The organism is Providencia sp. UF-183 (assembly GCF_058246155.1).
In genome coordinates this window covers 30,661-56,135 of record NZ_JBSICD010000017.1, presented here as the reverse complement: position 1 = coordinate 56,135, position 25,475 = coordinate 30,661, and the positions used below count along the sequence as shown (strand labels likewise).

Below are 25,475 nucleotides of genomic sequence, written 5' to 3'. Positions count from 1 at the left end.
ACACTAAAGGAAATGAGGATTGAAATTATTTTAGCATGTTATTATTTAGTTTATTTTTTATCCATATTAAAAACATTCGCCTGCTCACACTAAACATAATTTTAACCAACTGATAACTTAAAGAATAAAATAATTTTTATCCGTTCTTTTTAATCAATTAGGCTGTATGCATAAAATTCTATAATATTGTTGTTAAAAGCTACAATTGGCTAAGACGCTCAACACGCTCTCTCATACTACTGCGAAGCTATTGATTAATAACTTATACTGGCTTGGAAACCTGAATGAAGGTTATTCGCAACAACCTGATTGGCCTGCCAAATAGGCACCTCAATGAAAGCATGATAATTAATTGCTTTTATAGTACCCCTCACGCCAGCCTTGCAGCCCAATACGGCATTTTTTCGCCAAAATGTTGCTCTATTATTTCCCGTTACTCCCATCCCAATCGAACTGTATAACTGAATGAATTTCCATGGCATGTCCCAACTAACCTCATTGTGCAGCTTTAAGCTATTGTCTCCCATCTCAATATTATCGGAGCTTGAAAAGCCCTGTATACCACCGTTTCCAATAAAAGTGTCTCGCTCTAACAGAGAATCGAGTTTAGAACGGCTCAATTGGATATCGACACTATTCTGATAATAAATTGGGGTACTTCCCCAAGCTGATGAAAATGATAACTGGTAAATCTGAGGGCGTTCTAGCCCCGTGATTTGAACTGCATTGGCACCAAACCAACTATTCCCTTGCTTATATCCCAAAGATGCTGTCACTTGACCTTGTGAAAAAACCTGCTGGTAAACAAACTCACCAGACAGATAACTCGCTAACCGCCTTTGCGTCATCAACCGTTGCCCAGCTAAAAAAGTATCAAGGGTTTGAATTTGCGAGCTAATACTGAATGAAGTAACGCTATTTTCAGTGCGATTAAGAATATATTGAGAGGTGAGTAATAATGCTCGCAGACGTTGCTGCATATCCAGTGCGATACCATTAATTGGTATCTTTGTTTGGTAATTTTGATAATGGCTATAAATAGAAAGCAACCAATAGCGGTATGGCGCCGAATAACCAAGCGCGATGGCTTGTCGTTTATTTCTTTTCGAAGAACCTAAAGAATGATTTACATTTAAATAAAGTAGGTCATTTATCTGTAATGGATTAGCAAAAATAGCATCATGGGAGATGATAGCCTTAGGTTGTTCATCAAAAGGACGAGACTCAATTGACAGCACGCCTCTTTGGTCGCGTGTAACCCCGCCAACAACAACAATTTCAGTCGCCTGAGGATCCAAACTATCAGACACTAAATCAATATGATAAGGAACCCAAGCTGCATTTTGTAGATTGTACAAACCCTGTTCAATATGTCGTAAATTGAAAACATCACCAATTTCGAAAGGAAGAATATTGGTCACTCCCTGGTAGTGAATATTCGAAATTGTCCCTGTAATGACTTCTGCCTGCAAACGACCCAAAAATAATGCTTGTGCGGGATAAGATAAATAAGATGTCAAATAACCAGCTTGAATGAGTTCTGTATTTATATAATCAGCATAGGTAAGTAACTCAGGCTGAGTCATACATTGGCCTTCAATCATTCCACGCCATGTTTTTATTTGTTTAGATTTAATCTTGGGCAGCCGCTCTATGCCCCTTAAATCCAATGCATTAATAACAATACAGAGCTGAGGGGTGAGCTGATTGATATCCGTGTTTTGCTGATTTACCATCGCAAAACTCTTCGGCATCACAGCTATCAATGCCGCTAAATAAACGATAAGAAAAATAGAGGGGTTAACACGTTTGGTTTTCATTAACGAGTCCTTGTCATGAAAAGTACCTTTATTCGCACCGTAAACAACTTGAGCTAATAAATAAGCTTTACTGCTGCCAATACGTAATTCATGAGAAAAACTCAAACCGTAGATGGGTATAACACCAAATACAGCAATAGGTTGCAACCAAAGTTAGTCTGAAAATAACGGTCGAAAAGTTTTAATTTGAGGGGGACTAAAACGAGAAAACCCACCTCAATGAGGTGGGTTTTGGAATTTGGTCGGCGAGAGAGGATTCGAACCTCCGACCCACTGGTCCCAAACCAGTTGCGCTACCAAGCTGCGCTACTCGCCGAAAACGGTGTGAATAATACTGCCAAGAATGGGGATCGTCAACCCATTTTTATCGAATTCAGTTCGTTTGCTGATAAAACCATCAAAAAGGTAAGGTTTCTTAGCCTTTTTACAAAACTCACTAAAAAAATAAGCGCTAAATACAATTTAGCGCTTATTTATCAAACAGATTAACTTTTTATAAAAAGACATTTAATTGAGTATTAAACGTGCAATTTAGCCTTATTGCAGCAAAGAAATATCTGCCACTTTTAAAAATAGCTCACGTAATTGGCTTAAAAGCGTTAAACGGTTTACTCGAACCGCTTGGTCTTCATCCATTACCATGACATTTTCAAAGAATTCATCGACAACATCACGCAAAGAAGCTAGCTCAGCAAGTGCTTCTTGGTAGTTTCTTTCTGCAAACATTGGCGCCAGCTTATCTTGCAGGACAACAACGTGCGTTGCCAGTTTCACTTCTTCTGGTGTTTTAAGTACAGATGCTAAAACAGTATCAGAGAGTTTTTCATCTGATTTACTCAGAATGTTTGAAACACGTTTATTTGCTGCTGCAAGTGCCTGAGCTTCTTCCAATGTACGGAAATGAGTTACCGCTTTCACTCGCGCATCAAAGTCCGCAGGCTGCGTTGGGCGACGAGCTAACACTGCTTGGATTGTATCGATGCTGTAACCCAATTCTTGGTACCAAGAACGGAAGCGACCCAGCATAAATTCAACCACGTCATTCACAACATCTTTGTTGGTTAGTTTATCACCGTATAAACGTGCAGCTTCTTCAGTCATTTCAACTAAATCAAGCTGGTAACCTTTTTCTACAATAATACGTAGAACACCTAATGCCGCACGACGCAGAGCGAATGGGTCTTTATCCCCTTTCGGGTGCTGACCAATACCAAATATGCCAGCTAAGGTATCCATTTTCTCAGCGAGTGCTAACGCTGCTGAAACGTCAGTGGAAGGCAGCTCATCACCCGCAAAACGCGGTTGGTACTGTTCTTTAAGTGCTAATGCGACATCTTCTGATTCACCGTCGTGGCGTGCATAATGCATCCCCATGACACCTTGTGTATCTGTAAACTCAAAGACCATATTGGTCATTAGGTCACATTTCGCTAATAGCCCTGCACGAGTTGCATGGTTAACATCTGCACCAATTTTACTTGCAATCCAACCCGCTAACGCTTCTAAACGATCCGTTTTATCACGCAATGTCCCTAATTGCTTTTGGAACAAGACTGTTTCTAGGCGTGGTAAATTATCTTCTAAACGTTGCTTACGGTCGGTTTTAAAGAAAAACTCCGCATCCGCTAAACGAGGGCGAACGACTTTTTCGTTACCCGAAATAATCTGTTGTGGGTCAGAAGATTCAATATTCGCCACGAAAATGAAATTCGGCATCAAATTGCCGGCGTTATCATAAACAGGGAAATATTTTTGGTCACCTTTCATAGTATAAACCAGCGCCTCTGAAGGAACTTCTAAGAATTTCTCTTCAAATTTAGCCGTTAATACCACTGGCCATTCAACCAATGAAGCAACTTCTTCTAATAAGCTTTCGGTTAAGTCTGCTTTACCACCCAACGCTTGCGCCGCTTTTTCTGCGCCAGCTTTGATAACCGCTTTACGCTCTTCGTAATCCGCCATGACTTTACCGCGTTCGCGTAAAATAGCCGGATATTGCTCAGCATTATCAATCGTAAACTCAGGTTCGCCCATAAAGCGGTGACCGCGAATAGTACGATCACTCTTGATGCCTAAAATCTCACCGTCAATAACATCGCTGCCTAGTAGCAATGTGACAGTATGAACAGGACGCACAAATTGCGTGTCTTTATCTGCCCAGCGCATCAATTTTGGAATAGGTAGTTTTGCTAATGAACGACTGACCATATCGACCAGCAATTCACTGACAGCTTGGCCTTTCATTTGCGCACGATACAGTAACCACTCACCTTTATCTGTCGTCAAACGCTCTGCTTGATCAACGGTAATGCCACAACCACGGGCCCAGCCCTCAGCCGCTTTAGTCGGCTGGCCGTCAGCACCAAATGCTTGAGCAATAGCAGGGCCGCGTTTTTCAACTTCGCGGTCAGGTTGCGATGCTGCTAAATCAGCAACTTTAAGCGCCAAACGACGCGGAGCAGCAAACCAAGTTACTGCGCCGTGAGCAATGTCAGCTCCATCAAGCTCTGCAGTAAAGTTTGCAGCGAATGATTCAGCTAATGAACGAAGAGCCTTCGGCGGTAACTCTTCGGTGCCGATTTCCACAAGGAAAGTCTGTTGAGTCATGACAGCCTCTTAGTTCTTATGACACATAGGGAATCCAAGCGCTTCACGTGAAGCATAATACGCTTCAGCAACCCCTTTAGTGAGGGTACGAATTCGTAAAATATAGCGTTGGCGTTCAGTAACAGAAATGGCTTTACGCGCATCCAGTAAGTTGAAAGTATGAGCGGCTTTTAAGATGCGTTCATAAGCAGGCAATGGAAGAGGAGTTTCCAATGCTAACAAATGTTGTGCTTCTTTCTCATATTCTTCGAAGCATTTGAAGAGAAAATCAACATTTGCATATTCGAAGTTATAGGTAGACTGCTCAACTTCATTTTGGTGATAAATATCACCGTAAGTGGTTTTGCCTAACGGGCCATCACACCACACAAGATCGTACACACTGTCGACACCTTGGATGTACATTGCCAAACGTTCTAAACCATAAGTGATTTCACCCGTTACAGGTTTACATTCAAGCCCACCAACTTGTTGGAAGTAGGTAAACTGAGTGACTTCCATCCCGTTTAACCACACTTCCCAACCCAGTCCCCAAGCACCGAGTGTTGGGTTTTCCCAGTTATCTTCAACAAAGCGGATATCATGGACAGTTGGGTCTACCCCTAACTCTTTCAACGAGCCGAGGTACAGTTCTTGGATGTTGTCTGGTGATGGTTTGATGATCACCTGAAACTGATAATAGTGTTGCAGACGGTTTGGGTTCTCACCATAGCGACCATCAGTTGGCCTACGAGAAGGTTGAACATAAGCCGCAGCAATAGGCTCAGGGCCTAATGCACGCAAACACGTCATTGGATGGGAGGTTCCTGCGCCGACTTCCATGTCCAGTGGTTGAACAATGGTACAGCCTTGACGCGCCCAATAATCCTGTAATGTCAGGATAAGACCTTGGAAGGTTTTGGTATCAAACTTTTGCATGTTAGATCCGCACGCGATACGTTAAATTTAATGAAAGTACGCCAGTATACCCTTTGACCGACAGATATACAGCATTGAATATGTCTGTATTTATTCTAAAAATAAAAAAATATCCTTTCATCCCTTTTAAACTGGTTATATATACAGTATAAATATTGTGTTTTTTGCGGCAAGTTAATTGTGATTGGAAAAAGGATGAAAAATGGATACATCACCGACACGTTGTCATTGGGTCAATCAAGATCCTGAATATATTGCCTACCATGACAATGAATGGGGCAAACCGAATCATGATAACCAGCATTTATTTGAAATGATCTGTTTAGAAGGGCAGCAAGCAGGGTTATCTTGGTACACAATTTTAAAAAAACGCCAAAACTATCGGGAGCTATTCTACCAATTTGATCCTCAACGTATCGCATTGATGGGTGAAGACGATGTTGAGCGACTAATGCAAGACTCACGAATTATTCGTAACCGCTTAAAGATCAATGCGATAATTGCAAATGCAAACGCTTATTTAGCAATGCAAAAAAATGGAGAAGACTTCTCAACTTTTCTATGGGAATTTGTCGACGGGCAGCCAATAATCAACCGCTGGGAAAGTTCGTCCCAAGTCCCCGCAGAAACAGAACTTTCCAAAAAACTCTCCAACGCACTCAAAAAACGGGGATTTAAATTTGTTGGCTCAATCACCTGTTATGCCTTCATGCAAGCCACTGGCATGATAAATGACCACTTAATTAGTTGTTACCAATTTAAATGATTCAGAATTTATAGATGGATCATGCAGTTGGGAAAGAAAAATAAACTATCAAAACATTAACATCAAAAACTATATGTCTGTTTATTTATTTATTTGCAATATTTTAAATTAAAAATAAATAAAAATAAGCGGTTGAACTCTAGGATAGGGCAGAGTATGTTTTAAATTCCATTAACAACCTAATAGACATATGTGAATAAATGCAATGATATTTTCTAAATTTGGTAATAAGTTCGCTCAAAACTCGGGTATTTCATTATTAATGAAAGACCTGAATGAGGGCATCAGAACCCCTGGCTCGATCATGCTTGGTGGTGGTAATCCAGCTCATATTCCTGAGATGGATAAATACTTCCAAGAATTATTAACTGAAATGTGTGCAAACGGTCAATTGACGGACACCTTATGTAACTATGATGGTCCTCAAGGCAAAGATGCCATGTTGAAAGCGCTTGCGGCAACGCTAAAAGCAAAACTAGGCTGGAATATCAGTGCGAAAAACATTTCGCTAACCAATGGCAGCCAAAGTGCTTTTTTCTACCTATTTAACCTGCTAGCCGGTCGCTTTGAAGATGGTATCACTCGTAAAGTTCTCTTTCCTCTTGCCCCTGAATATGTCGGCTATGCGGATTCAGGTCTTGATGATGACCTGTTTGTTGCGAATAAACCGCAAATCGAACATTTGCCTAATGGCCAATTTAAATATCGCGTTGACTTTAATACATTAGAAGTCACTGACGATATTGGTGTTATTTGTGTTTCTCGCCCAACTAACCCGACAGGGAATGTGATTACGGATGAAGAAGTTGAGCACTTAGATCAATTAGCTAAGCAACATAACATCCCGCTACTGATAGATAATGCGTATGGCGTTCCTTTCCCAGGTATTATCTTTAGTGAAGCAACGCCATTTTGGAATGAAAATGTCGTTCTTTGCATGAGTCTATCTAAACTTGGTTTACCTGGTACACGTTGCGGTATCATTATCGCCAATGAAGAAATCATTGAAGCTGTCAGTAATATGAACGGCATTATTAGCCTTGCCCCTGGCGGGGTTGGTCCTGCATTAGCGCTCGAAATGCTGAAAAGGGATGATCTAATCTCACTTTCTAAGAATGTTATTGGTCCTTTCTACAAACAACGCGTTGAAGAAGCTATCGAGATCATTCGCCGTTACATACCCGAAGATAAATGTCTTATTCACAAACCGGAAGGCGCTATTTTCTTATGGCTGTGGTTTAAAGACTTACCAATTAATAGCTTAGAGCTATACCAACGTTTGAAAAAACGTGGTGTTTTGATGGTTCCTGGCCACTATTTCTTCCCAGGCATTGAACAAGATTGGCCACATGCACACCAATGTATGCGAATGAATTATGTCCCTGAGCCCGAAGTCATTGAGCAAGGGATCAAAATATTAGCGGAAGAGTTAGAAAAGGCATATCAAGAAGTAACTTGTTAGTTTTGTAGAAGAACAACGTATAGATTACCTTTGACTCGCGAATTTTAAGTAAAAAAAAGCCCTTTCAAATAGAAAGGGCGAAAAATTAGCGAGAACTCCGTAATTGAAATCAAATAATTTTTTCAATACGAATATCATTCAAATCTATTAGAACATCTTTTTTGTTTGGTTATAGCTTGAACAAAAGCACTTTTAGCCGCTATATGTTCCGATACCTTATTTTGCTATATTAGCCCTTAACCTACCGATACCTCTCTATCCAATTGAAATATTAAATATTTTTAATGTTGAAATATAAAAATAAAACGCCCTCCAGAAAAATTAGAGAGCGAAATTATCGTAAGACTTAAATAGTCCAAAATAGGATCGCGAGCAATTGTGGTGAAATAATCCGTAAAAACATCGCTAATGGGTATACGGTTGCATAGGACAATGCAGGAGCACCACTCGTTGGGTGAATATTATTGGCGAATGCAAGTGCAGGAGGGTCTGTCATTGAGCCTGCTAATACACCGCATAGACTCAAATAATTCATTTTACCAAATACTCTTGCCACGATACCGGTAATAAATAAGGGAACGAACGTAATCAGTAGACCGTAACCAATCCACGTTAATCCATCACCTTTTATCAGTGTTTCAATAAAATCACCGCCAGAGTTGAGCCCAACAACCGCAAGGAACATCACAATACCAAGCTCTCTTAATGCAAGGTTAGCACTTGGTGGCATAAACCAATACAGGCGACCAATCGTACCAATCCGCCCTAAAATAAGAGCAACAACCAGCGGCCCCCCAGCTAGCCCCAATTTTAATGCAGCAGGAAAACCGGGGACAAAAACAGGAATCGACCCAAGAACCACACCAAGCCCAATACCTAAAAAGACGGGTAGCATTTGCACTTGCTGTAATTTTTGTTTGGCATTTCCTAGTAACGCAGTGACAGCCTCAATAGATTCAGGCCGCCCAACAATATTTAAAATATCACCAAATTGCAGCACTGAATTATTATTCGCAACTAAATCAATCCCTGTTCGGTTTAACCGAGTGACAACAACATCATATTTTTGTTTTAAGTTTAGGTCCTTAAGCCTTTTACTCAATACCGCATCATTCGTAATCACTACGCGAACAGAATGTAAAATGGAACTTGATGTAGATAAAGAAGCATCAACCTCCTCCCCTAATATCAAGCGCACTTTATTTAAGTCGTCTTTTTGCCCAACAACGTGGAGCAAATCACCTAAATGAATTTCCGTCGTTGGCTGAGGAACAACCAACATGTCTCCACGCTTTAGCCTTGAGCACACAATCGCTTCACTACCAAGTAATGGAATATCTTGCATCATCAAGCCATCAAGGTTGGCATTACGGATCGCAATATTCATGGTTTGCAGTGCATCGCGCTGTTGGAAATTGGTACTATTAAAGGCAGAATCTTCTTTATCTACTGAAATTCTGAAGATGATCCGTACTAACCACATCACCAGTAATATTCCGCAAATTCCCATTGGATAAGCCATTGCGTATCCCATCCCCATTTGACCAACAAGGTTTGGGTCCGAGCCTAAATCGGTCAGAATTTGCTGACCTGCCCCTAATGATGGGGTGTTTGTAACTGCACCTGAAAAAATACCAAGAATAATAGGGAGTGGAATATTGGCAACTTTATAAATAATGGCAGTCACTATCGCACCTAAAGCCACTATCATTAACGCGAAACCGTTAAGTTTCAGTCCAGAAACACGAAGAGAGGAGAAAAAACCGGGGCCAACTTGAATACCAATAGTATAAACGAACAAAATTAAGCCAAATTCTTGAATAAAATGCAGCATATCCTTATTGAGCTGTAACCCATAACGTTGAGCAAAGTGCCCAACAATGATCCCCCCAAAAAGAACACCACCGATCCCCAATCCAACATTACGGATTTTCCAGTTTCCTATCCATAACCCTAGAGCGGCAGCCAACGCCAACAAACTTACAGTAAGAGCTAATTCACTCATAGACCGCATCCTTTTGACGACAAGTTACCCATAAACCAAGCCTAAATCGGCGATAAAACATACTACTGAATCGATTATGCCAAATAGCAAAAGAGTAAGATGTGTCATAGAGCACACTTTAGAACGAATTAAAATCTCTATGTCTTTGAATTTTCAGATTGATAACAAATATCAAAATAATTATTCTTTATTTTTTTAAGTCCTTCACAACTCATAAGAATAAATACAAAAAAGAAACAATCTTCCTCAATAAGATATAATTAAATATTCATTAAAAGAATATATGTCATTTAATTAAATAATAATGCAACACTGAGATTGTGAATTTTTTGTTTTTCGATATGATGAATGAAAGTTAGTAATAATTAGCAAAATATAGGTTAACCACCGTATGCCGAGTTTAAATACCGCACAAATAATTGCTCTTATCACACCGTTATTTTTAAGCGGTTGTTCTAGTATTATGACTCATGCAGGCCCTTCAGATGGTTATTATCCAGGTTCTAAAAATAGCATCAAGATGATTAAAGATGATGAAACAGGCTGGGTAGTTAGGCCACTTCTTGCAATTGACCTCCCATTTTCAGTTGTAATGGATACGTTTTTAATCCCTTTAGACTATGCAAGATCAGGCAATGATGGAAAAGAAGATTCGCCTAAAAAACGTTTAGAAGAGATTGATAAAAAAGAAAAAACAGAAAAGAAAGAATAGTATTCATTTAGGCTAAAATTTTTTCTTATTCTCTCATTTAAAAGGGAATAAATAATGACTGAGCGAGTTTCTATTTATTAACTATGCCCGTTTTTATTGTTATTTCTCAGAATAAGTAATATGCCGCCATAACTTAACTAAAATCCCCATGTTGAATATCTAATTTTAAACATTATATTGTTAAAACCTAAAATCGTTAGCATATCATTCAGAATAAAATAAAGTCTTTTATGAATAAAAGAGCTTACTACTTCTCTTTTATTCATCATTATAGTGATTTACTAATAAAACGCTAATAATGTAGACCCGTTTCCACGGTATAAAGTTGCCTGAACCCATCAACATCCCGCATAAATGCAATAAGCTTATCATTCGGTGAGAATACAACCGCATCAGCGCTAGGAGCTTGCTCAGTACGCTCAGTTAATCTAATTAATGTTTTTGTCGCAATATGGCAAATGGTCACACTATTATCGTAAATGAAACAAATATGCTCACCTTGGCTATCCCAATTAAACGCAGATTGTATCGAAGAATCACCATGAGTAAGCTGATTTAATTTTCCCGTTAATATATCGACTAACCATAACTGCACATTGCCAAAATCATCATGCATCAAGCAGGCGATTGATTTACCATCTGGCGATGTACGTAACCAATGCCTCGGTTGTTTGGCTAAACCTGGATATTTACGTTGATGTGTATAAGTAAGCCGCTTTTGGTATACACCTTTTGGTGGAGCGGGTAGAGTCAATTCTGTTCCCTGAAGTGGTTTCTCCCCTGCAACCATGCAAAGTTGAGGCTGTGAAGGTAAATCCACAATAAAAATTTCAGGGATTACCTCACCATTTTGAGTATGTGTATCCCCAATAAAAACAAGTGCCCTTTCTTGCCACTGGCCACCTTGCTTTTGGTAACCTCGTTGCCCAACCCAACCTTCCTCATACGCACGGCTAATTTCATCACTATCAGGTTTTGGCTCTACTGTTGTCTGAGTTACAACACAACAAAAGTAGTCACCATTATATTCTCGGTTATGCTTTTTCGGCTCAATATTAACAGCCCCCGCAGGTACAGCAATAGCAACATTCCGCTGATCCAGCTTCACATCTAATTCATGCATCACATGGTCGTTATAAGTAAAACTTAACCATTTACCATCAGGGCTATATACATGAACATGAGTTCCCCCTCTAAGAGCACCAGCAATGTAGGGAGGTGAAATACACATCGCATCAATAGGACTGGCCACATTCATTTGATCATCATGAACGTATACGCCACGACGATGGTGAAAATCATAATGCCATTGCTCATCGGGATATTCTGGGCCATGTATAAATGCATATTGAGGAGGTTGCTGTGAACTCACTGTAACAACACCAACATGCGCACCATGGTTAGCTCGGTAGATTTCAACCTCTTGCAATGTATTTACATGAATTTTTTCTATCGATAAGCCAGTAAATGAACTGCCATTTGGTCGAACATCATAAGCTACCCACTGACTATCAGGTGTCCACACATTAATATTAGTAAGTTGGTGGCTGCGCTTATCGTTCGTTAAACGTGTTTCTTTATAAGGCAATTTACTATTCAATCTGTTATCCTTTCACATCATTTAATATAGCTATCGGATTACTTTAACTAATCTACTTTACATGGTACTAGAAAATCTCAGTCGAGAAATTTCAAAAGTAATATTACCCTTTAGCAATAACTTTAATATTGAATAAAACCATTATGTTATTAAGTGTGCTTTATATTATTGGTATCACCGCTGAAGCCATGACCGGCGCGCTTGCCGCTGGTAGACGTAAAATGGATGTCTTCGGTGTCATTATTATTGCCTCTGCAACCGCGATAGGCGGTGGCTCTGTACGAGATATCTTACTTGGGCACTATCCATTAGGTTGGGTTGCGCACCCTGAATATATCCTAACTGTTGCTGGCGCCGCTGTTGTTACAATCTGGATAGCTCCCATGATGAAACACTTGCGCCGCTTGTTTCTTATTTTGGATGCCATTGGGTTAATCGTTTTCTCTATTCTTGGTGCTCAAATTGCACTTGATATGAATTATAGCCCTATTATTGCCGCAATTGCTGCCGTTATTACCGGTGTATTTGGTGGAGTCCTTAGGGACATGCTGTGTAATACCATCCCTTTGGTTTTCCAAAAAGAAGTCTATGCTGGAGTCTCTTTTGCTGCCGCATGGATTTATATTGGCCTATTGCAAACTCCACTTCCACAAGACATCGTCGTTATCATTACCCTTGTAGTCGGATTAAGTGCACGATTAATTGCAATTCGCTACCGCCTCGGATTGCCGATATTCAACTACGAAAACCAAGATTAGCTTTCATCTTATTGAGTCATTAATTATTCAATTAATGACTCATTTTCTTTTAATTTCTGTATATCCTGCAACGCAAGTTGAATCTCTGGCGTAGCTAACCATTTTTCTAACTTTTCCTTTTGCTTTCGAGTTAAGCTCAACCGCTCAATTTCAACGCTATCATGAAGCCCCTCTAACCTCATGATTTGTTCAATTTTTGTTTTTGGCAAAGGGATACCTAAACCTTTTAACCATAAAGGTGTTAATTGAAATTTAACTGATTGAAATTGTTTGATTGAAGAAGCATTTTTTTTATTTTTCGGTAATGCGTTTTGCCAATCCTGCCGTAACCAAGTCGTTAACTCTGTTAGCTGATAATTTTCGACCCAATCTCGCCATGTAGCCTCACTGACTCCTTTGATTTTTAAGCTTTTGCCTAGCCAAGTTAAACGAGCCACAAATTGTTGTAGGCAGTGTTCTGTATAGGTGAGACAAGTGAGCGAGTTGAAACTACCAAAGGTAGAAAGATCCGGATAGACCCGTGTTTCAAGTCGCCAAATGACATCTTCTATTTTTGGTGTTCCTAAACCTGAAAGAGAAACAGTGACTTTATCCCCCTCAATTACATCTTTCTTTTCCCATGATGCTAATGACCCAACACTCACTTTGGATATATTTTTCCCCTCAAGATTGATTGGGTTAATTGTTGCAACCACGCTCACTCTCCCTGTGCGGCCAACTTTAAATTGCAAATGCTTGACCTCTGAAACTACCCGACGCAATGGGTATTTCCATGCCACAGCCCAGCTATTTTGATTTGGTTGCCATGCAAACACATCTGGAAATGGATAACTTTTTAGTACGATGCCATCCGTAGCAAAAGGCAGGTTACGTTGATAATAGTGCTCACGCCATTGCTTTACTTGGCCTTTATTTTCAATTTTGTGGCTATGTTTTTTTACTAAGGGAAATCCTAGCTGAGCTAGATACTCAAATTGCTTTTTAGGTTCTGATTCACCACCTGGCCATGCCCAAATAAAGATTCCGATATTGGGTTCCACTTTTTTGGGGCTTTTCTTGCGCATTAGCCAACCTGCTATCTTATTACGGGCGTTTACTCCCCCATCCTTTGCTTGTATGTGTTCACTCAGTTGCCAAAAAAGCTCACCTTGTAAAATAACCTCGTTTTGTAAATTAATTTGCTTTGGTATAGCCGAAATAAAGTCTGCTTTACCGCGCCACTCAAGGCCTTCGGTGCCGTTTCCACGGCTGATCATGGAAACGAGATTGCCATTTTGATAGACAAGAGTAACTGCCACACCATCAACTTTCGGCTGTAACCAAATTTCACGACGAGAGTCGACCCATTCATATACCTTAGATTCTGTGAGTTTTTTCAACCCTGTATGGGGAATAGGATGCTTCGTCAGCTGTACCTTTTTAGGTAGCACAACGTCGGGAAGTTCTTCAGAGAGTCTCAGGCAACGACGTAAAGATTGCCACTGATAAAGTAATTGGTCATAAGCTTCATCACTTATTTGGCTATTTCCAGATAACCGATAAACCTGATTCCATTGCTGTAGCTGAGCGCCTAGCCGATGGCTTTCTTGCTCAATTTTACTCCTACCACCTAATTTGCAGCGCTTATCTAATTCAATATTACTGGAAGCAAAGGCTGCACCACCAATCCATAAAAAACCAATAATCCAGGTGCTTACAATCAATGCTAATTTATCCATAAAATATGTCATAACAATTCCTTGTGAATAACTAACTACTCCATATACCCACCACGCTTTATATCTTGAAGCATGAAAGCATTCTTCTTAACTCTCACACTAAAATGTGTTTTTTTGCGAAAAGCTTCGCAAGACAAATAAGATTTGCAGGAATAAACAATTAATTTCTGGAAGCGGCTCGCAAATTACTCATAGATCAAATTTCTATTCTCTGTTATTCATGTTTTATTGATATCGCTGCATGTTGATGGAAGTATGTGTATACTATGTGGGGTTTATCACCATCTTTTATGTTTAACCCTCGACTATTCAAGAAATCATCATGATACAAGGTACGTTATATATTGTTTCTGCGCCTAGTGGTGCGGGTAAATCAAGCCTCATTCAGGCTCTATTGAAAACACAACCGTTGTATGACACGCAAGTTTCTGTTTCTCATACAACACGAGCTGCACGCCCTGGTGAAGTTCATGGTGAGCACTATTTCTTTGTATCAGAGACTGATTTCTTACAAATGGTCGAAAATGGTGACTTTTTAGAGCACGCTTGTGTCTTTGGAAATTACTATGGGACGTCTAAACCTATCATTGAAGACGTTTTAAAAAGCGGTGTGGATGTTTTTCTCGATATAGATTGGCAGGGAGCGCAACAAATCAGGGCTAGAATGCCAGAAGCGCGCAGTATTTTTATTCTCCCACCATCAAAAGACGAACTTTATCGCAGACTACGCGGCCGAGGCCAAGATAGTGATGAAGTAATTGAAAAACGAATGTCACAAGCAGTAGGTGAAATCGAGCACTTCAACGAGTATGATTACCTTATCGTTAATGATGATTTCAACACTGCATTAGGCGATTTACAATCCATTATCCGCACTGAACGCTTGAGATTAGGGCGCCAAGTTCAGAGACATGATGCTTTAATCAGCAAATTACTAGCAGACTGAGAATAGTTTCAGTATCATATCAGGTCATTTTTTTATTTCTTTTGGAGTAGCACACTTATGGCACGCGTAACTGTTCAAGACGCAGTAGAAAAAATTGGTAACCGCTTTGACCTCGTATTGGTCGCAGCACGCAGAGCTCGCCAGTTACAAACCGGTGGAAAAGATCCTTTAGTTCCTGAAGAAAACGATAAACACACAGTTATCGCGCTACGTGAAGTAGAAGAAGGTTTAATTAACGGTCACATTTTGGATGTGCGTGAACGCCAAGAACAGCAAGAGCAAGAAGCGGCTGAAATGCAGGCAGTTTCTGCTATTGCTGAAGGTCGTCGCTAATTACTAAGGTGGGTCTGCCTTGTATCTGTTTGAAAGCCTTAATTTAGTTATTCAAAAGTACCTCCCTAAAGAGCAAATTGAATTACTAAAACAAGCCTATGTTGTCGCACGGGATGCCCATGAAGGACAGACCCGTTCAAGTGGTGAGCCTTATATTACTCACCCTGTTGCTGTTGCTTGTATTCTTGCTGAAATGCGTCTGGACCATGAAACATTAATGGCGGCGCTACTTCATGATGTGATAGAAGATACTCCAGCTACATTTCAGGACATAGAAGAATTATTTGGAACAACCGTCGCAGGTCTTGTTGAAGGTGTTTCCAAACTTGATAAGCTCAACTTTCGCGACAAAAAAGAAGCTCAAGCAGAAAACTTCCGCAAAATGATTATGGCGATGGTCAAAGACATTCGCGTCATTTTGATAAAACTGGCAGACCGCACTCACAACATGCGCACTTTAGGCTCCTTAAGGCCAGATAAGCGTCGTCGCATCGCTCGTGAGACCCTTGAGATTTATAGCCCGCTGGCACATCGGCTGGGCATACATCATATAAAAACTGAGCTTGAAGAGCTTGGTTTTGAAGCCCTTTACCCTAACCGTTACCGAGTTATCAAAGAAGTCGTTAAAGCGGCTCGTGGTAACCGCAAAGAGATGATCCAAAAAATTCTCTCTGAGATTGACGGTCGACTTACTGAAGCAGGTGTTCCTTGTCGTGTTAGTGGTCGAGAAAAACACTTATATTCTATCTACCGCAAGATGCACCAAAAAGAGCAGCGTTTCCATTCCATCATGGATATCTATGCTTTTAGGGTCATCGTCAAAGATGTAGATACTTGCTACCGTGTTTTAGGCCAGATGCATAGCTTATACAAACCGCGTCCGGGGCGTATTAAAGACTATATTGCCATTCCTAAAGCCAATGGCTATCAATCCCTACATACCTCCTTAATTGGGCCCCATGGCGTGCCAGTTGAAGTCCAAATTCGTACAGAAGATATGGACCAAATGGCAGAGATGGGGGTTGCTGCTCACTGGGCTTATAAAGAGCAAGGTGAGCAAGGCACGACCGCCCAAGTCAGGGCGCAGCGCTGGATGCAAAGCCTGCTTGAATTACAGCAAAGTGCGGGGAGTTCATTCGAATTTATCGAAAGCGTGAAATCAGACCTCTTCCCTGATGAAATTTACGTTTTCACTCCTGAAGGTCGTATTGTTGAATTGCCAACGGGTGCAACCCCTGTTGATTTCGCTTATGCAGTGCATACCGATATTGGGCATGCCTGTGTTGGTGCGCGTGTTGACCGCCAACCGTATCCACTTTCGCAATCATTAACAAGTGGCCAAACTGTTGAAATTATTACTGCACCGGGTGCGCGTCCAAATGCCGCTTGGCTTAATTTTGTCGTCAGCTCAAAAGCTCGCGCCAAAATTCGCCAATTACTGAAGAACTTAAAACGCGAAGACTCGATTAACCTTGGTCGCCGGCTGCTTAATCATGCCCTAGGAGCTGGTAATAAACTCACCGATATTCCACAAAGTAATATTGATGCAGAACTGGCGCGTATGAAGCTCAACTCGATTGATGACCTACTCGCCGAAATTGGCTTAGGCAATGCAATGAGTGTGGTTGTCGCAAGGAACTTGCAAAACAACCCACAAAGCACACCTGAAGATCAGGTTGTCGTTGAGAGCCGCAATAAGCTTTCTATTAAAGGTGCAGATGGCGTCTTAATCACTTTTGCAAAATGTTGTCGCCCAATTCCTGGTGACCCTATCGTGGCGCATATTAGCCCCGGTAAAGGGCTAGTTATCCACCATGAATCTTGCCGTAATATCCGTGGCTACCAAAAAGAGCCTGATAAATTTATGGCCGTTGAATGGGATAACGAAACAGACGCCGATTTCATCGCTGAAATCAAGGTAGATATGATTAACCATCAAGGTGCATTAGCAAACCTTACGGCTGCAATTAATGATGCAAACTCAAGCATTCAGAGCATGAATACTGAGGAAAAAGATGGCCGCGTATACTGCGCCTTTATCCGCCTTACCACTAAAAACCGTGTTCAGCTGGCAAATGTTATGCGCAAAATACGTATCATGCCAGATGTTCTACGCGTAAGCCGAAACCGTAACTAACGAATATGAATGAACGCCGCTATCGCCGCATTTGCCAAATGATGGCGATGCGGCAGCCAGACCTCACAATTTGCCTTGAAGAAATCCATAAACCCCATAATGTTTCTGCGATAGTCCGCAGTGCTGATGCTGTAGGGATTCACCAAATCCATGCTATTTGGCCAGATCAACACGTCAAGTTATCCGTCTCTTCCGCCGCTGGCAGTAACAGTTGGGTAAAAGTTATCTCTCATCAGTCAACTGAAGAGGCTATTTCACAAATAAAATCGCAAAACATGCAGGTATTAGCGACAAACTTGTCCGAACATGCCGTTGATTTTCGTGAAATTGATTACACCCGCCCAACGTGTATTATGATGGGGCAAGAGAAAAAAGGCATTTCACAAAAAGCGCTCGCACTGGCAGATAAGCACATTATCATTCCCATGGCAGGCATGGTTCAATCATTGAATGTTTCCGTCGCCTCTGCCTTAATACTCTATGAAGCGCAAAGACAACGGCAGTTAGCGGGAATGTATGATCGCGAACATAGCGTTTTATCTGAACAAGAACAGCAAGAATGGCTGTTTGAAGGGGGTTACCCCGTGCTCGCCGAAGTGGCTAAACGCAAAGGTTTACCGCGCCCGCATATCAATGAACAAGGGCAAATTGAAGCCACTGAGGATTGGTGGGTACAAATGCAACTAACTGAAAAAATGAAAAGACAACAATTTGGTTAAGGAAAAGGAAAGAACATGAATAATGGGTTACTTGATACCATTTCACTGACTTCTCTACATGGAATTGGTGCTAGCCAGTCAGAAAAAATGCGTAAAATCGGTTTGAACACCGTTCAAGACCTACTTCTTCATTTTCCTCTGCGCTACGAAGACCATACCCGTTTGTACCAAATCAAAGACCTTCTACCTGGAACAACTGCCACCATTACTGGTGAAGTACTCCAAACAAAAGTGGTTTTTGGCCGAAAGCGCATGATGACCTGCCTCATAACTGATGGCACTGGCAACTTAACATTGCGCTTTTTTAATTTCTCTGCTGCGATGAAAAACAACTTAGCAGAAGGCCGGCAAGTTACCGCCTATGGTGAAATTCGCAGAGGTAATACAGGCCCTGAAATTATTCACCCTGAATATAAAGTCTCCCAAGATACGGGCAACATCGCATTACAAGAAAACCTTACGCCAGTTTACCCTACAACTGAAGGCGTTCGCCAAGCCACGTTACGTAAAGTCATGGATCAAGCTCTGACCATGCTTGATAACGGAAAGATTAAAGAGTTACTTCCTGAAGAGCTGAGTCGTGGCATGATAAGCCTGCCTGATGCAATACGGCTTCTTCATAATCCACCACCGAATGTGGCACTCAGTGAGCTAGAAAAAGGCCATCACCCCGCGCAGAAACGTTTGGTACTTGAAGAATTATTAGCTCACCACTTAAGCATGTTGGCGATCCGAGCAGGTAACGAACGTTTGTATGCACAGCGGCTCACCTCTAGCGGTAAACTAAAAGCACAGTTACTCGCACAGCTGCCTTTCTCACCGACCAATGCACAGAACCGTGTGGTGGGGGAAATTGAAGCTGATCTTGCGAAAGATGCACCAATGATGCGCCTAATCCAAGGGGATGTGGGATCGGGGAAAACCCTTGTCGCTGCACTAGCCGCAGTCTGTGCTATCGAGAATGGTAAACAAGTCGCCTTAATGGCACCGACTGAAATTTTAGCGGAACAACATGCTAACACCTTCAAACAATGGCTCGAGCCATTAGGCATCAAAGTCGGCTGGCTTGCAGGCAAACAAAAGGGCAAAGCACGGGAACAACAGCAAGAAGCTATTGCAAACGGCGACGTTTCGATGGTGGTTGGTACACATGCCATTTTTCAGGAGCAAGTGAAGTTTAATGCTCTTGGGCTGGTTATCATTGATGAACAACACCGTTTTGGTGTTCACCAGCGCCTCGCTCTGCGTGAAAAAGGTGAACAACAAGGGTTCCACCCTCATCAACTCATTATGACCGCTACGCCAATCCCACGTACATTGGCGATGACAGCCTATGCGGACTTAGATACTTCGGTGATTGATGAACTCCCGCCGGGACGAACGCCCGTAACGACCGTCGCCATCCCGGATACACGACGTAATGATATTATCGAACGTGTACGCCAAGCCTGTATTGATGAAGGTCGCCAAGCCTATTGGGTATGTACGCTTATCGAAGATTCCGAGCTATTAGAAGCGCAAGCGGCTCAGGTAACCAGTGAAGAATTGGCGCTTGCACTCCCTGAACTTAAAGTGGGTTTAGTCCACGGGCGAATGAAGCCTGCGGAAAAGCAAAGCATTATGGCGGCATTCAAAAATAATGAAATTCAGCTACTTGTCGCAACAACCGTGATTGAGGTTGGGGTTGATGTCCCGAATGCCAGTCTAATGATTATCGATAACCCTGAACGTTTAGGTCTTGCTCAACTTCACCAGTTAAGAGGCCGCGTAGGTCGTGGCGCGATTGCTTCTCACTGCGTACTGTTGTACAAAACACCTCTCACACATACTGCAAAACAGCGCCTACAAGTGTTACGTGATAGCAATGATGGGTTCGTCATCGCCCAGAAGGACTTAGAAATTCGTGGGCCGGGGGAGTTATTAGGCACAAGGCAAACAGGTAATGCGGAATTTAAAGTGGCAGACTTACTTCGTGACCAATATATGTTGCCAGAAGTGCAACGGATCGCCCGCCATATTCAACAGCAATACCCTGAGAATGCACAACAAATTATTGAACGTTGGCTACCTGAGCGTGAACAATATGGGCATGCTTAAGCCCATAATCAAACCTCTGAACACTTCCCTTTAAACGAAAATTGCCGTGAATTTATTCACGGCAATACCTGTTTTACTATCAATGATTAGAATATAAATTATCCCGCAATCGTCGGGAAAACGGGTAACATTAAATACAATTTGATGACAATAGCATTCACGATATCAATAAAGAATGCACCAACCATTGGCACAACTAAGAATGCTAAGTGGGATGGTCCCAATCTATCCGTTACGGCTTGCATGTTGGCAATCGCCGTTGGTGTCGCACCTAAACCAAAACCACAATGCCCCGCCGCTAAAATAGCAGCATCGTAGTTTTTACCCATCACTCGGAAGGTGACAAAAATCGCATATCCTGCCATTACGCACGCTTGTACCGCAAGAATGACAATCATTGGAATTGCTAATGATGCTAATTCCCATAATTTTAAGCTCATTAATGCCATGGCTAAAAACAGCGATAAACTGACGTTACCTAATACGGAAACTGCACGGTCAAATACCCGATAAAAACCCAGTATGGATAAGCCATTACTGAGGATCACACCAACAAAAAGAACACACACAAATTTTGGTAAAGCGAAAACTGTTTCCGCTAATAAACCCGAAAGGTAGCTACCGACCAGTAAACAAATTGCGATTAAAGCGATAGTTTCAATGAGCACCATTGAGCTTATCATACGACCTGACTGTGGCTTTTCAAACGCGGTGGGTACGTCTTTATCGTCTTCTAAGGTACCTGGCGTAGGGATATTTCGCGTTAGGAAACGTGCAACAGGGCCACCAATCAACCCACCTAAGACCAATCCAAATGTTGCACAGGCCATTGCAACTTCGGTTGCACTTTTAAAACCATAGCTCTCGGAGAAAATTTTTCCCCATGCTGCGCCTGTACCATGACCACCAGACAGCGTGATTGAACCAGCAAGTAACCCCATTAATGGGTCTAGTCCCAGCAATTTAGCGAGGGCGATCCCCACTGTATTCTGAACAAGTAATAAGCCGACAACCACAAAAATAAAGATAAACAGGGCTTTACCACCTGCTTTCAAACTCGCTAGGTTGGCATTTAAACCAATGGTGGCAAAGAAAGCCAACATCATCGGTTCTTGCAGTGATAAGTCGAAAGATAAGCTCCAGTCAAACATTTGCTTCAGCAAAAGTAGACTAAAAGCAACTAACAATCCGCCTGCAACAGGCTCTGGAATTGTATATTTTTCTAAAAAAGGAACGGTTTTAACGAGTTTCCGCCCAAGCAATAGTACTAGTGTTGCTGCTACCAAAGTCCCGTAGACATCAAGATGATACATTTACGTACCTCGTCTGTTGTTAAAATTATAAAATATTAGTAAGACGTTAATATCTTCCTTAAAACGCCAAAAACAGGTGAACAGATTAGAAAAAAAAACTGTTATAAATACAAGTTAAAAGATATAAAAATGTGATGAACTTAGTTTAACTATTTACAATATTTATTTTGCGCAAACGATTGCTTTTTAATTTGATCGCTTTACAATGCGTTTTTTGTTGGTGGGAAATGAAGGCAATGAATACAGCAACGTCTGAAAAACAAAATACAGAATCAACCATAAATACCCAGAGCGAGCTCATCTATAAATTAGAAGACAGGCCACCGCTTCCCCAAGCCCTGTTTGCGGCTGGGCAGCATCTCCTCGCGATGTTTGTTGCTGTTATCACCCCCGCCATGCTGATTTGCCAAGCCCTCGGCTTGCCTGCACACGATACCCAACGCATTATTAGCATGTCTTTATTTGCCTCTGGTGTTGCCTCTTTAATTCAAATCAGAGCATGGGGGCCGATTGGTTCAGGGTTGTTATCTATTCAAGGAACCAGTTTCAACTTTGTTGCACCTTTAATCATGGGCGGTGTTGCACTCAAGCAAGGCGGGGCGGATATTCCATCCATGATGGCAGCACTATTTGGTACATTATTAGTCGCTGCACTCACTGAAGTCATTTTATCTCGCTTCTTGCATTTAGCACGTCGCGTCATTACCCCGCTGGTGTCTGGTGTGGTCGTGATGATTATTGGGTTATCGCTGATCCAAGTCGGGCTAACCTCCATTGGCGGTGGCTATAGCGCAATTAGTGATAACACCTTCGGTTCCCCCGACTATTTAATTTTGGCGGGCATCGTTCTTGCGGTCATTATTTTACTCAATCGCCAAAAAAACCCGTATTTGCGCGTTGCCTCTTTGGTGATTGCAATGGCTGTGGGCTACCTTGCAGCGTGGTGGATGGATATGTTGCCAAATGCGCAGCCGACTGAGCCAAACCAATCCTTTATTACTGTTCCGGAGCCTTTTTATTACGGGCTGTCATTTGACTGGAACCTGTTAGTCCCACTGATTTTAATCTTTATGGTGACCTCTTTGGAAACCATTGGTGATATTACCGCAACCTCTGACGTTTCAGAGCAACCTGTCCGCGGCCCACTTTATATGAAACGCATTAAGGGCGGTGTATTAGCAAATGGCTTAAACTCAATGGTTTCTGCCGTATTTAATACTTTCCCTAATTCCTGTTTTGGTCAGAACAACGGGGTTATTCAGTTAACGGGTGTGGCTAGCCGCTATGTGGGTTATATCGTCGCATTAATGCTTGTTTTGCTGGGGCTATTCCCTGCTGTTGCTGGGTTTGTACAGCAAATCCCTGAGCCTGTTCTTGGCGGTGCAACTATTGTGATGTTTGGTACCATTGCAGCATCTGGCGTGCGTATTGTTTCCCGTGAGCCACTCAACCGCCGAGCGATTATGATTATCGCGCTGTCCCTTGCCGTTGGCATGGGCGTTTCACAACAGCCGTTAATTCTGCAATTTGCCCCTGATTGGCTGAAAACCTTATTCTCTTCTGGTATTGCCGCAGGCGGATTAACGGCAATTGTGCTGAATTTAGTTTTCCCACTCGAAAAATAATCTTTTATCTAAACCGCTAGAGTTGAATATTCTGGCGGTTCTTCTGTATGCTATCCTTAAATTGTCGCGATATTAAACGCATTCCCCCGCAAATTTGAGGAGCAGTTAGCTGTGAAATGGTTAATTAAATTTGTTACCTACGCATTCTTGCTACTGCTGCTATTGTTTATCGCCGCCTACATAGGATTACAAACGCGCTGGGGCGCTTCCTATTCGAGCCAATTCCTTAGCAAATTTACTGACTACGATATCCATGTAGGGATTATGGGCCATGAATTTTCCAATCCCGGGGAATTCATCTTCCAAGATGTTAAATTAGCGTCACAAAACAAAGATTTGTCCTTAGATGCACGCCAAATCGTGGTTGATGTGAATTGGCGCAATATCTTCAGCGGCACAGCAATTCACCGCTTCGTCATCACACAAGGTGAGCTTTCCACCACCGTATCCCCTGAATCAACACCACTGCCTATTTCGGCGAGTATTCTGCAATTTGAAAATAGCCAATTAACCCTTAAACAAGGTGATGAAACCATTTCCGCCACGGGCTTTACTGGTGGGATCACGCCATGGAAACCAACAGTTAATCACCCGTTTGGCTATGGTGATTTTCGGTTTACCGCTAACCAGTTAAAAATTAATGAATTACCATTTAAAAATGTCGCGCTGACTGGAAAATTGCAAGAGCAAGTCACTGAAATCAGCAAAGCAAGTGCCTACCTGAATAACGGTTATATTGTGGGTGAAGGAAAAGTGTTTACTGATGGGGCAATAACCATTGATTCCTTGGCAATGAATAAGGTTGGCTGGGAAAACAATGTTGATTTCGATACATTATTTGATGCGATTAATAGTGATAGAACCATTCAAATCAAAAATCTTGAATTAACCAATATTGATATTCAAGGAAAAGACTGGGCGCTTTCAGGGCTGAGTACACAAATCGATCAACTCAGTTTGGTCAGAGGCAGTTGGACAAGCCCTAAAAGTAAAATCAGCTTTAACGTTGACCAGTTGGTCATCAAAGATCAGCAACTTAGTACACTAATTGGTGACCTAAATATTGATGGAGACAAACTCAACATCAATAAATTATCAGGCTACTACAACAAAGGCGTATTTAATTTAAGTGGTGCTTGGCAACGTAATGACCAACTTCTTACCATTAATGAAGGTAAATTAGGTGGCATTTTATATACCTTGCCAGAAACATGGCTGACCTTTTTTGCTGAGCCCGCGCCATCTTGGCTGTCTGGCTTATCCATCAAAAAATTTACTGTCACTCAATCTTTATTAATGAATATCCAGCCAGAGTTCCCGTTCGAATTCACAGCATTAAGCGCCAATATTGAAGATGTTGACCTCATTAAGCAAAAGCAGTGGGGTGTTTGGAGCGGCAAAGCGACATTCAATGCCGATAGCGGCACAATTAACCAAGTTTTAGTTCGCCGCCCATTCTTAGAAGTACGTCAAAGCGGGAAATCTTCTGCAGCAGCGAGTTTGACAGTCAGTACTGACAGAGGGATCAGTAAAATTGGCGTATTGGTGAAACAAGAACCGAAAAAAGTGCCGTTTTTATTGCGGGCCTCTGGGACTAACATTGATTTAATCGATTTAAACCAATGGGGATGGTCAGGTTTCCCAGCACAAGTTGTCGGGGATTTTGATGCAACACTACAGGGCGATTTTCTTGCACCTTCCGTCGCCAAAAGTTTAAATGGCGAACTGATGGCGATGCCACTTCAAGGTAAGCGCTTATATCGCACGGTAGTAAAAGGGGTTGTAACTTCTTCGGTGGAAACACAAGAAGGCATACCAAATATGGAAACAACGCCAGTGCCACAAGATGCAACACCACAAGTTCCAGCTTTAATAACACAATAGTGAACAAGTAAAAGGCAGGTCACATGACCTGCCTCTTCATATTATTCAACCGACA

18 protein-coding genes and 1 tRNA gene are annotated in these 25,475 nt (G+C 41.7%); 11 read left to right on the top strand and 8 right to left on the bottom strand.

Features of this window, described 5'->3' with window-relative positions:
* Positions 1-254: 254 nt before the first annotated feature.
* The 4 genes from AC4IFT_RS15620 to glyQ form a co-directional block, all read right to left on the bottom strand.
* Positions 255-1,820, bottom strand: coding sequence for a ShlB/FhaC/HecB family hemolysin secretion/activation protein (locus tag AC4IFT_RS15620; RefSeq protein WP_490751804.1), 1,566 nt, complete (start codon positions 1,818-1,820; stop codon positions 255-257).
* Positions 1,821-2,059: 239 nt separating this feature from the next.
* A tRNA-Pro gene (locus AC4IFT_RS15615) sits at positions 2,060-2,136 on the bottom strand.
* A 221-nt stretch (positions 2,137-2,357) separates the two neighbouring features.
* Positions 2,358-4,427 carry a glycine--tRNA ligase subunit beta gene (gene glyS / locus AC4IFT_RS15610; protein ID WP_490735317.1) on the bottom strand — a complete coding sequence of 690 codons (2,070 nt, stop codon included), beginning with the start codon at positions 4,425-4,427 and terminating at the stop codon, positions 2,358-2,360.
* A 9-nt stretch (positions 4,428-4,436) separates the two neighbouring features.
* Positions 4,437-5,345: a glycine--tRNA ligase subunit alpha gene (gene glyQ / locus AC4IFT_RS15605; RefSeq protein ID WP_004262647.1), complete on the bottom strand. Its 909-nt coding sequence runs from the start codon at positions 5,343-5,345 to the stop codon at positions 4,437-4,439.
* 202 nt (positions 5,346-5,547) lie between these two features.
* Between glyQ and AC4IFT_RS15600 the strand changes: the two genes are divergently transcribed.
* Positions 5,548-6,111, top strand: coding sequence for a DNA-3-methyladenine glycosylase I (locus AC4IFT_RS15600; RefSeq protein ID WP_490751802.1), 564 nt, complete (start codon positions 5,548-5,550; stop codon positions 6,109-6,111).
* Positions 6,112-6,316: 205 nt separating this feature from the next.
* Positions 6,317-7,573: a valine--pyruvate transaminase gene (locus AC4IFT_RS15595; RefSeq protein WP_490751801.1), complete on the top strand. Its 1,257-nt coding sequence runs from the start codon at positions 6,317-6,319 to the stop codon at positions 7,571-7,573.
* 346 nt (positions 7,574-7,919) lie between these two features.
* Here AC4IFT_RS15595 and AC4IFT_RS15590 read toward each other — a convergent pair whose 3' ends face one another.
* The gene (locus AC4IFT_RS15590; RefSeq protein WP_490735324.1) at positions 7,920-9,578 is read right to left on the bottom strand and encodes a putative transporter; all 1,659 of its coding nucleotides are present in this window, start codon (positions 9,576-9,578) and stop codon (positions 7,920-7,922) included.
* Positions 9,579-9,969: 391 nt separating this feature from the next.
* Here AC4IFT_RS15590 and AC4IFT_RS15585 point away from each other — a divergent pair, with 391 nt between their 5' ends.
* Positions 9,970-10,290 carry a YceK/YidQ family lipoprotein gene (locus AC4IFT_RS15585; protein ID WP_490751799.1) on the top strand — a complete coding sequence of 107 codons (321 nt, stop codon included), beginning with the start codon at positions 9,970-9,972 and terminating at the stop codon, positions 10,288-10,290.
* Positions 10,291-10,582: 292 nt separating this feature from the next.
* On the opposite strand, the gene AC4IFT_RS15580 is transcribed toward AC4IFT_RS15585, so the two are convergent.
* Positions 10,583-11,890, bottom strand: a complete 1,308-nt coding sequence (locus AC4IFT_RS15580) for a YidR family protein (RefSeq protein WP_490751797.1) — start codon at positions 11,888-11,890, stop codon at positions 10,583-10,585.
* Positions 11,891-12,033: 143 nt separating this feature from the next.
* Here AC4IFT_RS15580 and AC4IFT_RS15575 point away from each other — a divergent pair, with 143 nt between their 5' ends.
* Positions 12,034-12,648, top strand: a complete 615-nt coding sequence (locus AC4IFT_RS15575; RefSeq protein ID WP_206085224.1) for a trimeric intracellular cation channel family protein — start codon at positions 12,034-12,036, stop codon at positions 12,646-12,648.
* 23 nt (positions 12,649-12,671) lie between these two features.
* Here the strand turns inward: AC4IFT_RS15575 and ligB are convergent, their stop codons facing one another.
* The gene (gene ligB / locus AC4IFT_RS15570) at positions 12,672-14,378 is read right to left on the bottom strand and encodes an NAD-dependent DNA ligase LigB (RefSeq protein WP_490751795.1); all 1,707 of its coding nucleotides are present in this window, start codon (positions 14,376-14,378) and stop codon (positions 12,672-12,674) included.
* 310 nt (positions 14,379-14,688) lie between these two features.
* Between ligB and gmk the strand changes: the two genes are divergently transcribed.
* Genes gmk through recG form a run of 5 tightly spaced genes read left to right on the top strand, consistent with a single transcriptional unit; the run spans position 14,689 to position 20,598 of the window.
* Positions 14,689-15,312 (top strand): guanylate kinase, encoded by a 624-nt coding sequence (gmk, locus tag AC4IFT_RS15565; protein WP_353243976.1) that lies wholly within the window; start codon positions 14,689-14,691, stop codon positions 15,310-15,312.
* Between the two features lie 57 nt (positions 15,313-15,369).
* Positions 15,370-15,645, top strand: coding sequence for a DNA-directed RNA polymerase subunit omega (rpoZ, locus tag AC4IFT_RS15560; RefSeq protein WP_006659598.1), 276 nt, complete (start codon positions 15,370-15,372; stop codon positions 15,643-15,645).
* Positions 15,646-15,664: 19 nt separating this feature from the next.
* A complete protein-coding gene (gene spoT, locus AC4IFT_RS15555; RefSeq protein WP_490735333.1) occupies positions 15,665-17,782 on the top strand; it encodes a bifunctional GTP diphosphokinase/guanosine-3',5'-bis pyrophosphate 3'-pyrophosphohydrolase in 2,118 nt (705 codons plus the stop codon).
* Between the two features lie 5 nt (positions 17,783-17,787).
* Positions 17,788-18,501, top strand: a complete 714-nt coding sequence (trmH, locus tag AC4IFT_RS15550; protein WP_490735335.1) for a tRNA (guanosine(18)-2'-O)-methyltransferase TrmH — start codon at positions 17,788-17,790, stop codon at positions 18,499-18,501.
* A 15-nt stretch (positions 18,502-18,516) separates the two neighbouring features.
* Positions 18,517-20,598: an ATP-dependent DNA helicase RecG gene (gene recG / locus AC4IFT_RS15545; protein WP_490751793.1), complete on the top strand. Its 2,082-nt coding sequence runs from the start codon at positions 18,517-18,519 to the stop codon at positions 20,596-20,598.
* Between the two features lie 98 nt (positions 20,599-20,696).
* Here recG and gltS read toward each other — a convergent pair whose 3' ends face one another.
* Positions 20,697-21,911: a sodium/glutamate symporter gene (gene gltS, locus AC4IFT_RS15540; protein ID WP_206084875.1), complete on the bottom strand. Its 1,215-nt coding sequence runs from the start codon at positions 21,909-21,911 to the stop codon at positions 20,697-20,699.
* A 236-nt stretch (positions 21,912-22,147) separates the two neighbouring features.
* On the opposite strand from gltS, the gene AC4IFT_RS15535 reads away from it, so the two are divergent.
* Both AC4IFT_RS15535 and AC4IFT_RS15530 read left to right on the top strand, forming a co-directional pair.
* The gene (locus tag AC4IFT_RS15535; RefSeq protein ID WP_273803913.1) at positions 22,148-23,536 is read left to right on the top strand and encodes a uracil-xanthine permease family protein; all 1,389 of its coding nucleotides are present in this window, start codon (positions 22,148-22,150) and stop codon (positions 23,534-23,536) included.
* A 111-nt stretch (positions 23,537-23,647) separates the two neighbouring features.
* Positions 23,648-25,420: an AsmA family protein gene (locus tag AC4IFT_RS15530; protein WP_490751791.1), complete on the top strand. Its 1,773-nt coding sequence runs from the start codon at positions 23,648-23,650 to the stop codon at positions 25,418-25,420.
* The last annotated feature ends 55 nt before the right edge of the window (positions 25,421-25,475 follow it).

Excerpts from the sequence above, each read along its gene's own strand:
- AC4IFT_RS15620 (WP_490751804.1), bottom strand. The coding sequence starts at position 1,820 with ATGAAAACCAAACGTGTTAACCCCTCTATTTTTCTTATCGTTTATTTA.
- glyS (WP_490735317.1), bottom strand. The coding sequence starts at position 4,427 with ATGACTCAACAGACTTTCCTTGTGGAAATCGGCACCGAAGAGTTACCG.
- glyQ (WP_004262647.1), bottom strand. The coding sequence starts at position 5,345 with ATGCAAAAGTTTGATACCAAAACCTTCCAAGGTCTTATCCTGACATTA.
- AC4IFT_RS15600 (WP_490751802.1), top strand. The coding sequence starts at position 5,548 with ATGGATACATCACCGACACGTTGTCATTGGGTCAATCAAGATCCTGAA.
- AC4IFT_RS15595 (WP_490751801.1), top strand. The coding sequence starts at position 6,317 with ATGATATTTTCTAAATTTGGTAATAAGTTCGCTCAAAACTCGGGTATT.
- AC4IFT_RS15590 (WP_490735324.1), bottom strand. The coding sequence starts at position 9,578 with ATGAGTGAATTAGCTCTTACTGTAAGTTTGTTGGCGTTGGCTGCCGCT.
- AC4IFT_RS15585 (WP_490751799.1), top strand. The coding sequence starts at position 9,970 with ATGCCGAGTTTAAATACCGCACAAATAATTGCTCTTATCACACCGTTA.
- AC4IFT_RS15575 (WP_206085224.1), top strand. The coding sequence starts at position 12,034 with ATGTTATTAAGTGTGCTTTATATTATTGGTATCACCGCTGAAGCCATG.
- ligB (WP_490751795.1), bottom strand. The coding sequence starts at position 14,378 with ATGACATATTTTATGGATAAATTAGCATTGATTGTAAGCACCTGGATT.
- gmk (WP_353243976.1), top strand. The coding sequence starts at position 14,689 with ATGATACAAGGTACGTTATATATTGTTTCTGCGCCTAGTGGTGCGGGT.
- rpoZ (WP_006659598.1), top strand. The coding sequence starts at position 15,370 with ATGGCACGCGTAACTGTTCAAGACGCAGTAGAAAAAATTGGTAACCGC.
- trmH (WP_490735335.1), top strand. The coding sequence starts at position 17,788 with ATGAATGAACGCCGCTATCGCCGCATTTGCCAAATGATGGCGATGCGG.
- recG (WP_490751793.1), top strand. The coding sequence starts at position 18,517 with ATGAATAATGGGTTACTTGATACCATTTCACTGACTTCTCTACATGGA.
- gltS (WP_206084875.1), bottom strand. The coding sequence starts at position 21,911 with ATGTATCATCTTGATGTCTACGGGACTTTGGTAGCAGCAACACTAGTA.
- AC4IFT_RS15535 (WP_273803913.1), top strand. The coding sequence starts at position 22,148 with ATGAATACAGCAACGTCTGAAAAACAAAATACAGAATCAACCATAAAT.